This is a genomic window from Novosphingobium sp. 1529 (assembly GCF_040544855.1).
Lineage (GTDB): Bacteria > Pseudomonadota > Alphaproteobacteria > Sphingomonadales > Sphingomonadaceae > Novosphingobium > Novosphingobium capsulatum.
The window spans coordinates 423,211-437,020 of record NZ_JBEPKW010000002.1 but is presented as its reverse complement, the minus strand read 5'-3'; the positions used below and the strand labels follow the sequence as shown (position 1 = coordinate 437,020).

The 13,810-nt window shown below is 65.2% G+C and carries 13 protein-coding genes; 1 reads left to right on the top strand and 12 read right to left on the bottom strand.

All coding sequences use genetic code 11. From position 1 onward, the window contains the following. Positions 1-3: 3 nt before the first annotated feature. From ABIC78_RS07300 to ABIC78_RS07260, 9 genes are all read right to left on the bottom strand, one after another. Positions 4-873 carry a CheR family methyltransferase gene (locus ABIC78_RS07300; RefSeq protein ID WP_354488584.1) on the bottom strand — a complete coding sequence of 290 codons (870 nt, stop codon included), beginning with the start codon at positions 871-873 and terminating at the stop codon, positions 4-6. Positions 874-877: 4 nt separating this feature from the next. Next, the gene (locus ABIC78_RS07295) at positions 878-1,378 is read right to left on the bottom strand and encodes a chemotaxis protein CheW (protein WP_107716196.1); all 501 of its coding nucleotides are present in this window, start codon (positions 1,376-1,378) and stop codon (positions 878-880) included. After that, positions 1,375-3,213: a methyl-accepting chemotaxis protein gene (locus ABIC78_RS07290; RefSeq protein WP_054131144.1), complete on the bottom strand. Its 1,839-nt coding sequence runs from the start codon at positions 3,211-3,213 to the stop codon at positions 1,375-1,377. The genes ABIC78_RS07295 and ABIC78_RS07290 overlap by 4 nt, the downstream gene beginning before the upstream one ends. A 51-nt stretch (positions 3,214-3,264) precedes the next feature. Then, complete coding sequence (locus tag ABIC78_RS07285) at positions 3,265-3,813, bottom strand: chemotaxis protein CheW (RefSeq protein WP_354488582.1); 549 nt, start codon at positions 3,811-3,813, stop codon at positions 3,265-3,267. Beyond that, positions 3,810-5,747 (bottom strand): methyl-accepting chemotaxis protein, encoded by a 1,938-nt coding sequence (locus tag ABIC78_RS07280; RefSeq protein WP_354488580.1) that lies wholly within the window; start codon positions 5,745-5,747, stop codon positions 3,810-3,812. Before ABIC78_RS07280 ends, ABIC78_RS07285 begins: the two co-directional genes overlap by 4 nt. Before the next feature lie 107 nt (positions 5,748-5,854). Next, complete coding sequence (locus ABIC78_RS07275; protein ID WP_022678498.1) at positions 5,855-6,358, bottom strand: chemotaxis protein CheW; 504 nt, start codon at positions 6,356-6,358, stop codon at positions 5,855-5,857. Between the two features lie 4 nt (positions 6,359-6,362). After that, positions 6,363-8,402 (bottom strand): chemotaxis protein CheA, encoded by a 2,040-nt coding sequence (locus ABIC78_RS07270; RefSeq protein WP_354488577.1) that lies wholly within the window; start codon positions 8,400-8,402, stop codon positions 6,363-6,365. Then, positions 8,399-8,767 carry a response regulator gene (locus ABIC78_RS07265; protein ID WP_022678497.1) on the bottom strand — a complete coding sequence of 123 codons (369 nt, stop codon included), beginning with the start codon at positions 8,765-8,767 and terminating at the stop codon, positions 8,399-8,401. The genes ABIC78_RS07270 and ABIC78_RS07265 overlap by 4 nt, the downstream gene beginning before the upstream one ends. Beyond that, positions 8,764-9,075 (bottom strand): STAS domain-containing protein, encoded by a 312-nt coding sequence (locus tag ABIC78_RS07260; protein ID WP_354488575.1) that lies wholly within the window; start codon positions 9,073-9,075, stop codon positions 8,764-8,766. Before ABIC78_RS07260 ends, ABIC78_RS07265 begins: the two co-directional genes overlap by 4 nt. 200 nt (positions 9,076-9,275) lie before the next feature. Between ABIC78_RS07260 and ABIC78_RS07255 the strand changes: the two genes are divergently transcribed. Continuing rightward, positions 9,276-10,214, top strand: coding sequence for a DMT family transporter (locus tag ABIC78_RS07255; RefSeq protein ID WP_354488573.1), 939 nt, complete (start codon positions 9,276-9,278; stop codon positions 10,212-10,214). Here the strand turns inward: ABIC78_RS07255 and ABIC78_RS07250 are convergent. The 3 genes from ABIC78_RS07250 to ABIC78_RS07240 form a co-directional block, all read right to left on the bottom strand. Continuing rightward, positions 10,180-10,644 carry a MerR family transcriptional regulator gene (locus tag ABIC78_RS07250; protein ID WP_054131267.1) on the bottom strand — a complete coding sequence of 155 codons (465 nt, stop codon included), beginning with the start codon at positions 10,642-10,644 and terminating at the stop codon, positions 10,180-10,182. The genes ABIC78_RS07255 and ABIC78_RS07250 overlap by 35 nt on opposite strands. Before the next feature lie 83 nt (positions 10,645-10,727). Next, positions 10,728-12,350, bottom strand: coding sequence for a long-chain-fatty-acid--CoA ligase (locus ABIC78_RS07245; RefSeq protein ID WP_502915659.1), 1,623 nt, complete (start codon positions 12,348-12,350; stop codon positions 10,728-10,730). Between the two features lie 153 nt (positions 12,351-12,503). Beyond that, a complete protein-coding gene (locus ABIC78_RS07240) occupies positions 12,504-13,805 on the bottom strand; it encodes an OmpP1/FadL family transporter (RefSeq protein WP_054131142.1) in 1,302 nt (433 codons plus the stop codon). Positions 13,806-13,810: the final 5 nt, after the last annotated feature.

Below are 13,810 nucleotides of genomic sequence, written 5' to 3'. Positions count from 1 at the left end.
GGTCTATCTCCTCTGGAATATGGTATTGCCGACAGAATCGAGCGGCAGATCGAAGCCGGCGATCGATTCCGAATGGCCCACGAACAGGTATCCGCCCGGCGCCAGGCATTCGACCAGGCGCGACACCACCTTTTTCTGGGTCGGCTTGTCGAAATAGATCAGCACGTTGCGGCAAAAGATCAGGTCAACCTGATGGCCGATGGCATAGGCTGGCTCCATCAGGTTGAGCTGGGCAAAGCCCACCTTGGCGCGCAACCCAGGGTGGATGCGTGCCTCGTTCGCCCGGGCCCCCTGGCCCATCCCGACATAGCGTTGGCGCAGCAGGGCCGGCACCGGCTCCATCATCTCGCGCGGATAGATGCCCTTCTGGGCGGTGGCGAGCACGTTGGTATCAAGATCAGTGGCGAGGATCGCGTAATCGGGCCCGCCGTTGGCTTGCGCAAAATCGTCCATGACCATGGCCAGGGTGTAAGGTTCGGCTCCGGTGGAGCAGGCCGCACTCCAGGCGCGCACCAGTTGGCGGCGCTTGGCCGCAAAACCGGGCAGGATGTTCTGCGCCAGGCGTTCGAAATGGCGCGGTTCGCGAAAGAAATCGGTCTTGTTGGTGGTGACGGCATTGATCAGATGCACCACCTCGTCGCTGCCGGCGCCTTCACCCAAGACGAAGCGGCAATATTCTTCCAGCTTTTCGAAGTGGAGCGTACGGGCGCGGCGGCGCAGCCGGCCTTCCACCATGGTCTGCTTGGCAGCTGGCATGCGGATGCCGCACTGATCATAGATGAAGGCGGACAAATGCTTGAACGTGCGCGGCGTGATGCCGTCGCCCACGATCGCGGCGTTTTGCGGGATTTGGGCAGGGGCAGGTGTGGCCACAGGTTCAAACCTCCGCCGGCAGCAGCACGGTGTCTTCGCTGCCAAAAATGCGCGCTACATCCAGGATCACCACGAACCCTTCGGCCTCGCGCACCACGCCATCGACAAATTCACCGCGCCAGGCCGTGCCGATATCAGGCGCAGGCTCGATGCGCGCGCCAGACAGGGTGCTCACCGCCAGGACACGGTCGATCACCACGCCCAGCGGCAGGGTGCGATCTGGCAGCGGCACGTCGAGAATGATGATGCGCGTGGCCAGTGTCGGCTCGACCGCCGGCAGGCCAAGGCGGCGGCGAAAGTCTACCGTGGGCACGCCCTGGCCGCGCACGTCCGTCAGGCCCAGGAAATGCGCCGGCCCGCCGGGCACGTGGCTGGGCACCTGGTAGTCCAGGATTTCGCGCACGAGCACGACCGGCACGGCGAACACTTCCCGCCCCAGGCCGAACGTCACGACCTGAAGATCATCGCGGGTGGGCGCATCGGCCAAGGGGCGGGGGGCGGTCATGCGGCGGCCTGACCGAAATCGGCGTCATCGTCGTCCGCTGCGCCGGCTGACATGTCGATGGCAAAACCCTTGAGGCGAGCCTGCTGATCGCCGATCGAGCCAGGACGTGCGGCCTTGCGGGCGGGCTTGCCCGCCTTTGTCGCCGATTTGGCAGCCTTGGCCGGCTTGGCCGCGACCGGTTTGGGTCGGGCGGCAGGGGCAGTGCCCTGGCCCCCGGCGCGGGCATGGGCATCGACGCGGAAGTACGAGATGCTGGCTTGCAGCTCTTCGGCCTGGGCGGCGAGCTCTTCCGAGGTAGCGGAAATCTCTTCCGAGGCTCCGGCGTTCTGCTGGGTCACCTGGTCAAGCTGCTGGATCGCCTCGTTGATCTGCGCGGCGCCGATATCCTGTTCGCGGCAGGCGGCGCTGATCTCACTGATCAGCTCGGCGGTGCGGCGGATATCGGGCACCAGGCGCGTGAGCATTTCACCCGCCTCCGTCGCGGCCTTGACCGTGTCGGACGAGACGGCACCGATTTCCGAAGCCGCCGTCTGGCTGCGTTCAGCCAGCTTGCGCACTTCGCTGGCCACCACGGCAAAGCCCTTGCCATGCTCGCCGGCCCGTGCGGCCTCGACCGCGGCATTCAACGCCAAGAGGTCGGTTTGCCGGGCGATTTCCTGGACGATGCCGATCTTTTCCGCGATCGTGCGCATGGCATCGACCGCGCGGTTGACGACCACGCCCGATTGTTCGGCGTCCTTGGACGATTGGCGCGCGATCTTTTCGGTCTGGGCGGCGTTGTCGGCGTTCTGCTTGATGTTCGCAGCCATCTCTTCCATGGAGGCAGAGGCCTGCTCAGCGGCGGCGGCCTGTTCGGTCGCCCCTTGCGAGACCTGCTCCGAGCTGGCGGCAAGCTGCTGGCTGCCGGCAGAGACGTTTTCCGACGCGGCGCTGGCATCGGACACCACATCGCGCAGGCGGTCGACCATGGCGATCAGTGCCAGGCCCAACTTGTCGCGCTCGGACAGCGCGACATGGTTCACCGTCAGATCGCCATTGGCGATCGTGTCGGCAAGGTCAGCGGTCTTGCGCAGATTGGCGGTCATCTGGTTGACCAGCGCGATCAGGTCGGCAATCTCGTCGTCGCTGTCGGCCGTGATGCTGACGTCAAGATCGCCCACTGCCACGGCATCGACCACGCCGGTGATCTTGGCCAGCCCGCGCGACACCACGCGGCCGATCCAGTAGGCGCCCAGCAAGGCGATGATCAATGCTACAGCGCCAGAAACCAGCAGTAGGGAGCGCGCTGTTGCGTAAAGCTCGTTAGTATCGTTATCGGCCTTTTTCATCTGCGTTTGCTGGATTTCCACCAGCTGTTCCAGCGTGCCTTCCATGGTGGTCGCGGCCGAACGGGAATCCGTGATCGAGATCCGGCCAGCCTCTTCGTTGCGGTTTTCCATCGCGGCGGCGCGCATGCGGCGGTTGGCTTCCTTGAGCACTTGCCACTGCTGCGCGAGCTTGGCCCAATAGGGCTTGCCTTCTTCGCTTGCCTGCTGGCTGCCCCTGACGAGGATGTCCTCGATCTTGGTCACGTTGGCATCGGATTCGGTGTTGAACTTGGCGGTCAGATCAAGATCGCTGGTCAGCGCCATGTTCTTTTCACGGCGCAACAGGCGGTTTACCTCGATCACCAGTTCCTGTGCGGTGTTGAGGCGCACGACCGGGCCGGCAATCACATCGGAAATAGCGGAATTGAGGGTGCTGAGGCGGCTGATCGAAAGCCCGATCACGCCGGCCATGACGATGATGAGGACGGCAAACGTGGCCGCCAGCTTCAATTTGATGGTGGGACGCATGGGGATTCCCCTTCGTGCGGTGGGGCAGAATTGATCGGCGAGTGGGGCGGATCAGGCAGCGGTGGACATGGCCAGCCTCCCGCCTGCAGCGTTTTCGACGGTAGCGGTGCCTGCGGCGTGCACCGGATCGTCGCCAGCAAAGATGCGCGGCAGGTCAAGGATCACGATGAATCCATCCGCCTCGCGCAGCACGCCCTGGACGAAGCCCGCGTTCCACGCGGTGCCAATATCGGGCGCCGCTTCGATACGATCGACCGGCACCGTCACCACCGCCAGCACACGATCGATCACCACGCCCAGTGCCAGGGTGCGATCGGGCAGCGGCACATCCAGAATGATGATGCGCGTGGCCAGCGTCGGTTCTACTGATGGCAGCCCCAGGCGGCGGCGAAAATCCACCGTGGGCACGCCCTGGCCGCGCACGTCGGTAAGACCCAGGAAATGCTCCGGCCCGCCCGGCACATGGCTGGGCAACTGATAATCCAGGATTTCGCGTACCAGCACCACCGGCACGGCGAAGACTTCCCGCCCCAGGCCGAACGTCACGACCTGAAGATCATCGCGGGCGGGCGCTTCGGCCAAGGAACGGGGGGCGGTCATGCGGCGGCCTGGCCGAAATCGGCATCGTCGGCATCGGCCGTTCCAGCCGAGAGATCGATGGCAAAGCCCTTGAGCCGCGCCTGCTGATCGCCGATCGAGCCGGGGCGCGCCGCCTTGCGGGCAGGCTTGGCGGCAGTCTTGCCAGGTTTTGTGGCGACCGCCTTGGCCCGGCCTGCGGGCGCGGCGCTGCGCGATGCGGTGCGTGCGTTGGGATCGACGCGGAAGTACGAGATGCTCGCCTGCAGCTCTTCGGCCTGGGCGGCGAGTTCTTCCGACGTGGCCGAAATCTCTTCCGAGGCACCGGCATTCTGCTGGGTCACCTGGTCAAGCTGCTGGATCGCTTCGTTGATCTGGGTGGCGCCGATATCCTGTTCGCGGCAGGCTGCGCTGATCTCGCTGATCAGTTCGGCTGTACGGCGGATGTCGGGCACCAACTTGCTCAGCATGTCGCCGGCCTCTGCCGCAGCCTTTACCGTGTCGGACGATACGGCGACGATTTCCGAGGCCGCGCTCTGGCTGCGTTCGGCCAGCTTGCGCACTTCGCTCGCTACCACGGCAAAGCCCTTGCCATGCTCGCCGGCGCGGGCCGCTTCGACGGCGGCATTGAGTGCGAGCAGATCGGTCTGCCGGGCGATTTCCTGAACGATGCCGATCTTTTCGGCGATCGTGCGCATGGCATCGACCGCGCGGTTGACCACCACGCCTGAATTCTCGGCATCCTTGGCCGATTGCCGGGCGATCTTTTCGGTCTGGGCCGCGTTGTCGGCGTTCTGCTTGATGTTGGCGGCCATCTGCTCCATCGAGGCCGAAGCCTGTTCCGCCGCCGCGGCCTGTTCGGTCGCGCCCTGCGAGAGCTGTTCCGAACTGGCGGCGAGTTCCTGGCTGCCGGACGAGACGTTTTCCGAAGCGCCGGTCGCTTCGCTGACCACGTTGCGCAGGCGGTCAATCATTGCCACCAGGGCCAGGCCCAACTGGTCGCGGTCAGACAGCGCAGCGTGGTTTACCGTCAGATCACCATCGGCCAGGCTGTTGGCCACTGTGGCGGCCGCCCGCATGTTGGCGATCATCGCCATCAGTGCCTTGCCCAGGCGATCGCGGTCAGACAGCAGTTCCACGTCATTGGACAGGTCGCCCAGGGCGATATTGTCGGCAAACAGGGCGGTCTTGCGCAGATTGCCGATCATGGTGTTGAGCGAGCGGACGACATCGGCGATTTCGTCATCGCCCTTCATGTCGATCATGTTGTCGAGATCGCCCTCGGCTACGGTGCCCACAGCGGTGTTGATCTGGCGCAGGCCGCGCGCCACCATCCGGCCGATCCACACAGCACCCGCTGCTGCCACGATCAGTGCAAGCAGCGTGGTGACGATCAGCGTGCTGCGCACCGAACTGTAGAGATTGGCGGTTTCCGTGCCGGCGGCCTTCATCTCCTTGCCCTGGTCATCGACGATCTGGTTGAGCGTCTTTTCCATGTCCACTGCTGCGCGGCGGCCTTCGTTGATCGAGATCTGACCGGCGGCATCGTTCTGGTTGCGCATGGCCAGCGCACGCATGCGAGCATTCGCGTCCTTTAGCGTAGCCCACTGTTCATCGGCGCGGTTCCACATCGGCCGCGTTTGGTCGGTGGCGGTTTGGCGGCCCTGATCGAGCATTTCGCTGACCTTGCGCACCGTATTGTCCGACTGCGTGTTCCACTCGCGCGTCAGATCCATGTCGCTGGTCAACGCCATGTTCTTTTCGAAACGGACCAGCTGGCTCATCGTCATGGCGGTTTGCTGGGCCAGTGACAGGCGGGCCGCCGGGCCGGAAATGAGGTCGGCGATGCTGGTGTTGAGCGAACCCAGCGCGTTGATGGACAGCCCGGCGATGGCCATCATCAGGATGATGAGGGCGACGAAGGTAGCTCCCAGTTTCAACTTGATCGTGGCACGCATGGTCGGAAAATCCTTGTTTCTGGCGCGTCGCTGGCGGCCAGAAAGGGGGGCCGCATCAGGCTTGGTCATCGGGTTGCGATCGTTGGCAAAGACATCGCCAGGGGCCATCAGGCCGCCAGGCTACCCCCGCCGAGCTGGCGTGGTGCCGCTTCGAAAATGGCCGAAAGGGCCGGCAGCACGATCACCCCATCGGCCTGGCGCACGAATTCGCGCACGAATTCGCGGCGCCAGCGCAGGCCAACCTGCGGCGGATCGGAACTGTCGCTGCGCGACAGCATCGCCACCTCATGAACCTTGTCGGTGCGCAGGCCGATGTGCGTCATCTCGCCATCGATCTGGGTTTCGATCACCACGATGCGGCTATCGGGCGTGGGCGGGGTGATCGCCATGCCAAAGGCCACGCGCAGATCGGCAATCGGAATGATCTTGCCACGATAGTTGACGATGCTGGCCACCAGCGGCGCGGCGCCGGGCACGCGCGTTTCGGGCAGCAAGTCAACGATCTCGCGAATGTCGGTCGCCTCGATCGCCAGGCATTCGCTGCCAACGTCGAACGTCAGCACTTCCAGGTTGCCGTGTTCGTCCCAGCGGGTCTTTTGGGTGTCGGTCATGGTGTCAGCCCACGGCGCGCAGCCGTGCCTCCCGTTGCTGGCCGGTGGCCACGAGTTGCATGATGTCGAGAATGAGAGCGACGCTGCCGTCTCCCAGGATCGTGGCGCCGGAAAAGCTGTTGACCGCGCGGTGCACGCCCGACATCGATTTGATCACCGTCTGATGGCTGCCGATGATCTGGTCGACCACCAGGCCCACACGTTCCCCCGCGGCGGAAATGACCACGATCTTCTGGTGCTGATCGGGCTGGGCGCCGGTTTCGAACAGATCGTGCAGGCGCAGGAACGGCACCAGTGCATCACGCAGGCGGATCATGCTGCGGCCGCGCGTGCGCAGGTCTTCCTCGGCAGACAGCTCGATACATTCCTCGACCGCCGCCAATGGAATGACATAGCAGCCACTGGCCACGCGCACGAGCAGCCCCTCGATGATCGCCAGCGTCAGCGGGATGCGCAGGGTAAAGGTGGAGCCCTGGCCTTCCTGGCTGGCGATATCGATCGTGCCGCGCAGCCCCTCGATCGTCCGCTTGACCACGTCCATCCCCACACCGCGCCCAGACAGGTTGGTGACCTGGGCGGCCGTGGAAAAGCCGGGGTGGAAGATCATCTGCAACAATTCGTGATCGGTCACGCTCTGGCCCGGCTGGATCAGGCCGTTGGCCTCCGCCTTGGCGCGCACCCGCTCGCGGTTGATGCCCCGGCCATCGTCGGTGATGGTGATCAGCACCTCACCGCCGGCATGGGCGGCGGTCAGCATGACGCGGCCGGTCCCCGGCTTTCCGGCGGCCAAGCGCTCTTCGGGCGTTTCCAGGCCATGATCGCAGGCATTGCGGATCAGGTGGACGATGGGATCGGCCAATTGCTCGGTCACGGTCTTGTCCACCTCGGTGGATTCGCCGTCGGTCAGCAGCTCGATCGCCTTGCCGGTGTCGCGCGCCAGATCGTGGATCAGGCGCCGGAAGCGGCCGAACAGGTTGGCCACCGGCACCATGCGCAAGACCATCATGGTGTCGCGCATTTCGCTGACCAGGCGCTCGATCTCTTCCGAGATGGAGCGCAGCGCCACTTCGCCCGAGGCACCGATCAGCCCGCTGTTGGCCAATTGCGACAGGCGGCTTTGCACGATGACCAGTTCGCCCACGCGGTCCATCAGCACGTCGAGCCGTTCGGCCGGAACGCGCACGCTTTCCCCGGCGCGCGGCGCCTGGCGGGCGGCGGCATCGGCCTGGGCCGGCACCTGGACAGGGACGCTGGCTGGCGTTCCCGTGGCAGCGGCAGCAACGGCGCCCGGCGCGGCTGCGGTCGTGGCCGCGTCCGTCTCCGCCGGCGTTGCTGCCAGCGGCGTCAGCTCCATGTCCATGTCGTCCATCACGAAGATGAACACGTCTTCGATCGCGTCGCGGCTGATCTCGCCCAGCAGCGTCACGTCCCAGCCGATCAGGCATTCGGTTGGCACCAGATCGGGCAGGGCGGGCAAGGCATCGCACAGCGCCACCACCCGGCATTCGCCCAATGCTCGCAGTTCGTCGAGCAGGCTCAGCGGATTGGTGCCGTTGGCCATGGCCGAGGCGGGCAGGCGAAAACGCAGATGCCATCCACCAGCCGTCGATGTGGCTGCCGCTGGTGTTGGCGGGGCTGTTTCGCCCGCTGCCGTGGTAGGCATTGCGCCGCTTTCCGGCAGGGCGGCATGCAGCCGCGCCAGGATCGCATCGCCTGTCGCCTCGAGCCCCGCACCATCGCCATCGACCAGCGCGCGCATATGATCCATCGCCGACAGGATCACGTGAACGAGTTCGGCCGTGGCGGGAAACAAGCCCTTGCGCACCCGATCGAATGCGGTTTCGCAATGGTGGGTGAACGTGGCCAGCGCGTCGAAGCCGAACATCGCGCCCGAGCCTTTGAGCGTATGCAGCCCGCGGAACACCGCATCGATCAGCCCGCGATCGTCCAACTGGTTCGACAGGTCGAGCAGTGCCTGTTCGATCTGGTCGAGCAGGTCGCCGGCTTCCACGCGGAACGCGGCAATGGGATCTGTTTCGCTCACCGGCCCAGCACCTTCTTGGTAATGCGCAGCAGCTGATCGGGCTGGAACGGCTTGACCAGCCAGCCCGTGGCGCCAGCGGCGCGGGCTTCCTGCTTGATGGCATCATCTGACTCGGTGGTGAGGAAGATGATCGGGGTGCCCATCTGCACGGGCAGCTTGCGGATCTCGCGGATCATGCTCAGCCCATCCATGTTGGGCATGTTGAGATCGGTGATGATCATGTCGAACTTCTGGCCCTGCGCCTTGCCCAGGCCTTCCAGCCCGTCGCAGGCCTCGGTCACGCTATAGCCTGCGCCAGTCAGCGCGATCCGCGTGGCAAGGCGCAGACTGCTGGAATCGTCTACGGTGAGGATCGAGGCCGTCATTGCGGGAGTTCTCCGTGAAACCAGAAATCGAGGGTTTCGGTGCTGGGATCGGTCAGGAACCCGGCGCGGCGCAGCAGTGCCGTCACGGCCGGATTGGCCGGCGCCGACAGACGCAGCGCGCGGCTGTCACGCAGGGCATGCTGGCGCGCCGTTTCCACCAGCTGCACCAGGGAAAGATCGATATCGACCAGATCCGACAGATCGAGCACCATCGCGGCATGCGCTTCCAGGGACTCGGTCATGTTCGACCAGGCCGTGGTGATGGTTTGCATGTTGGCCACCGGGCCAAGGCTGAGGGTAAAACTCATGGCACACTCCGCAGAACGCACCATGGATTACGGGGTGGTCGCTGAAATCGGGGTAAGGCACCCCTGCGGCATTTCCCCTAGAGCGGGCGAAACGCGCAACGTTCCAATGACTGGGTTCCAATGGCTGGCTCCCGGCACGATTATCGACTAAGGCGCGCGGGAATTTCTCCCCACACCATTTCAGCCCGGACCTTTTGTTTGTGAACGATCGCAAGCCTGTCGATGCCGCTGCCGTTGCCATCATGATCGTGCTCTGCGCGATCTGGGGTTCGCAGCAGGTTGCCATCAAGCTGGTGGCGGGCGCGATGAGCCCGCTGTTGCAGATGGGCCTGCGTTCGGGCCTGGCGGGCCTTGCCACGCTGGCCATTGTGCTGTGGCGTGGGGAAGGGCGGGTGATCAACCGCCAGACCCTGGCACCGGGCCTGGCCATCGGGCTGCTGTTTGGCACCGAATTCCTGCTGGCGGGCGAAGCGCTGCGCTTCACCAGCGCCTCCCACGTCACCATCTATCTCTATACCGCGCCAATTGGCGCTGCCCTGGCGCTGGGTCTGCTGCGCCCTGACGAGCGCCTGCGCGCTGGCCAGTGGGTGGGCATCGCGCTGTCGTTTGCTGGCGTGGTGCTGGCGTTCAGCGGCGGCAAGGAAGGGGCGGGCTATCCCGATGGTCGGCTGGGCGATGCCCTGGCGCTGGGCGGCGCCTGCGGTTGGGCCTGCACCACGCTGGTGCTGCGCAATTCTTCGCTGGCCAATGCACCGGCCTCCGTCACGCTGTTCTATCAGCTGATGGGCGCTTTCGTGCTGTGCACGCTGGCCGCGCCGGTGCTGGGTGAAACGGCCGTGAGCCTGACCGCTCCGCTCCTGGCGAGCATGGCGTTCCAGGTCGTCGTCGTGGCGTTCCTCAGCTATCTCACCTGGTATGCCCTGCTGCGGCGCTACAGCGCGGCGCGGCTGGGGGTGTTGAGCTTTATGACGCCGCTGTTTGGTGTGGCCGCCGGCGTGATCGTGCTGGGTGACAAGCTTGACGCCGCGTTCATCGGCGGCGCCTTGATGATCCTGGGTGGCATCATCATCGTCAGCACGGCCGATGCGCTGCCCGCGCGCCTGTTCAAGCGGCGTTTTCGTCCCGCGGTGAACTCGTAAGCTCGCCGATCTTGTCGATCGCCTCGGCCTCCATGGCCTGAAGCTCGGTCATGGTCTTGAGCAAGGCGCTGTGCTGGCTTTCCAGCTTGCGCAGCCGGCTGCGGATATGCGCCACCAGATGCTGCAATTGCTCCAGCCGGGTGGGATCGACATCGTAGAGATCGAGGAATTCCTTGATCTCGCGGATGCTGAAACCCAGCCGCTTGCCGCGCAGGATCAACTGCATGCGTGCCACTTCGCGGTGCGAATAGATGCGCGTGTTGCCTACGCGGGCCGGCTCGATCAGGCCCTTGTCCTCGTAAAAGCGCAAGGTGCGGTGCGTCACGCCCAGGCGGCGCGCCACATCCTGGATGCCTTGCAGGCCATCCTCGGGCGCGGCGGGCGTTGGTTCCGCCGTGGGTTCGGGCGGATCGGGCAAAGTATCGATCATGGTGGCCAATTTTCCCCCCAGAATGGCGCTACCTATTGCGCCGCAAAATGTGGATTGCAACTGCCCCCAATCGCGCCTTGCACTTAAACCGCGGGCGTGGCGGCCTCGGCCTTGGCACGCTCTTCGGCGACCAGTTCCTTTTTCGAAAGCTTGCCCACCATGGTCTTGGGCAGGCTTTGGCGAATTTCGACAGCGCGCGGCACCTCGATCTTGTTGAGATGCTCGGTCAGGAACGCGAGGATCTCCTGCGGCGAGACGTCCTGGCCGTCGTGCAGCTTGACGAACAGCTTGGCGCTTTGCCCCCGATAGCGATCGGGAATGCCGATTGCGATGGCCTCCTCGATCGCCGGATGGAGATAGGCCGCTTCCTCGATGACGCGCGGATAGACATTGTACCCGCCGCTCAGGATCACGTCCTTGAGGCGGTCCACCAGGTAGAGATAGCCATCTTCGTCGAGGTGGCCCACGTCGCCCGTGCGCAGCGCGCCATCGACAAAGACCTTGGCGGTGTCGTCGGGGCGCTGCCAATAGCCGGCCATCACCTGCGGCCCGCGCACGCACACCTCGCCATTGGCGCCCAGCGGCAGGATCGTCTCGGGGTTTTCGGGGTCGCGGATCTCGATCTGGGTGCCCGGGAAGGCCTGGCCGCAGCTGTTGGCGCGGATATCGCCATCAACCGGGTTGCAGGTCACGATGGGCGAGGCTTCGGTCAGGCCATAGCCTTCGCAGATACGCCCGCCAGTGCGCTGTTCGAACGTCTGGCGCACTTCCAACGGCAGCGGAGCACCGCCGGAAATGCAGGCGCGCAGGGCCGACAGATTGGGTATCTTGGCATCGTCGAGCGCGTTCATCGCGATGAACAGCGTCGGCACGCCGAAAAACAGCGTGGGCGGCTTGCGCTTGATGGTGGCCAGCATCGCGTCCATTTCGAAGCGCGGCATCAGCACCAGTTCCGATCCCACTAGGATCGAGAAATCGAGCACGGCGGTCAGCGCAAAGACGTGGAAGAACGGCAGCACGGCCAGCGTGCGCTGCGGGGCAGGCAGATCGCCATGGATATGCGCCTGTTGCTGCAGGGCATTGGCCGTGAGATTGCGATGGGTCAGCATCGCGCCCTTGGGCGTGCCGGTGGTGCCGCCGGTGTATTGCAGCACGGCCAGGTCATCGGGCACCAGTGCCACCGGTCGGGGCGGATCGCCGCGAGCGATCAGGTCGCAAAAGCGCATGTGCAGCGCATCATGGGCATAGCGGGCATGGTCGCGCCGCTTGAACAGGCGCCATCCCCACGCCTTTACCCGGGGCAGGATGCCGGCCATCGGGCAGACCAGGATGGTGGCCAACTGACATTCGTCGGCAATGGCGCGCACCTTGCCGTGGATTTCGCGCAGGTCTGGCACGGCAACAACGCGGGCGCCGCTGTCGGTCAACAGATGGCGCATCTCGCTTTGGGTGTAGAGCGGGTTGAGATTGACCACCACCGCGCCGATCTTGAGCGCGGCAAAGTAGAGCACGATGTAATAGGGCGTGTTGGGCAGGCACAGTGCCACCCGATCGCCCTTGCCCAGGCCCAGGTCCTGAAAGCCGCGCGCCGCCCGTTCGACCATCCGCCCCACTGCCCGATAGGTCCAGGTGCGGCCCATGAAGTCCACCGCGGGGCGGTTGCCATGATCGCGCACGGCGTTGTCCATGAAGTCACCCAGCAGCATGGCCGGCGGTGACCAGTCTGGCGGCAGGCTGTCGGGTGCGCGTGAAGGGGCGATGGGGGTGGCCTCGATCGGGGGGGCAGCGACCATGTCAGGTTCCGGCAAGAGGGAGGGAAATGGCGCCGAGGCCAAGAGGGCCCCGGCGCCTTCGAGCGATCAGAAAGCGACCCGTCCGCCCAGCGACAGCACCACGACATGGGCCTTTTGCAGCATGCCGTTGACCAGGATCGGGGTCTGCGCCGGCGTGCCGGCATAGGCGGCGGTCAAGCGGTTGACCGGCGCATCAGCGAGGGTGAGGTAGTTGGCCGCAACGTCGATCTTGAACGCGCGGCTGAACGCATGGGTGGCGCCCAAGGCAAAGTTCCAGCGGTTGCTATCGGGCACGCGGGCATCGCGTTCGTTCGGGCGAACCGGCGAAACGTCACGCTGCACGCCGCCGCGAACGGTCCACTTGGGGCTGAGGTCAGCGTCAAAGCCGACGGCAACCGCCCAGGTGTTGCGATAGTCTTCGGGGATCGCGGTGTTGAGCGGGCTGCCCAGCTGGATCGCGTTGAACTTGGACCAGCCAAAGCGGGTTGCCTGGGCGTTGAGCGTAAAGCCCGGCGTTACCGTCCAGCGGCCACCGAACGTCAGCTGCCAGGGCGTGGTAAAGTCTGCCTCGGTAGAGATGTTGGCGTTGTTCGCCGCCAGCGGGCCGAGCAGGCCGGCAATCGTCACGTCACCCTTGAGCTTGTGCTTGATGGCCGACTTGTAGCTCAGGCCCACGGTCACGGTCTTGCCGCGGAACTGCGTACCGGCCGACCAGCCCACATCCCAGCCCTTGCCGCTAAGCGTCTGGCTGCCATCGGGCAGCACGGCCAGCAGGTTGGGCAGGGCATTGCCCAGCGTGGCATCGGCGTGCTCAACGTTCACCGCGCCGCCGATGGAAATCACCGGGGTCAGTTGCACGGCCAGCGAGGGCTGGATGTCGATCGTGCGCAGGCGCGTGGTCAGCGCGGTATAGCGTGCCCAGCTGCTGTTCGAATATTCGGTGGTGAAGTTGTACGGCGCAGTCACCGCCAGGCCCACGGCGACACGGTTGCCCAGCGAATGCGCGATCGCGCCCGAGGGCACGACGCCCTTGTGGATCGGGTTGTGGGCCACACTGTCGCCGCCCACGGCCGTGGCAGGCTGGCCAGGGCGCTTGATCAGGGTGCCGTTGTTCACCACGTCGCCAGAGGGCAGGATGCCGGTGGCGCTCAGCATGGCTTCGCCGCCGGTCATGCCGCCGATGCTGGCGGGGTTCCACCACAGGCTTTCCGCGCCCGTGTCGGCCACTTCGCCCGAATAGGCGCGGCCGGTGGCCTTGGCGGACTGGTCCTGAAGATAAAAGCCGCCTGCCAGGGCAGGGCTGGCAAGTCCGGCGGTGCCGGCCAGAAGCACGGCGCAGGCCAGCGTGCGGCGGTGGTTCAGGTTCATCTCTC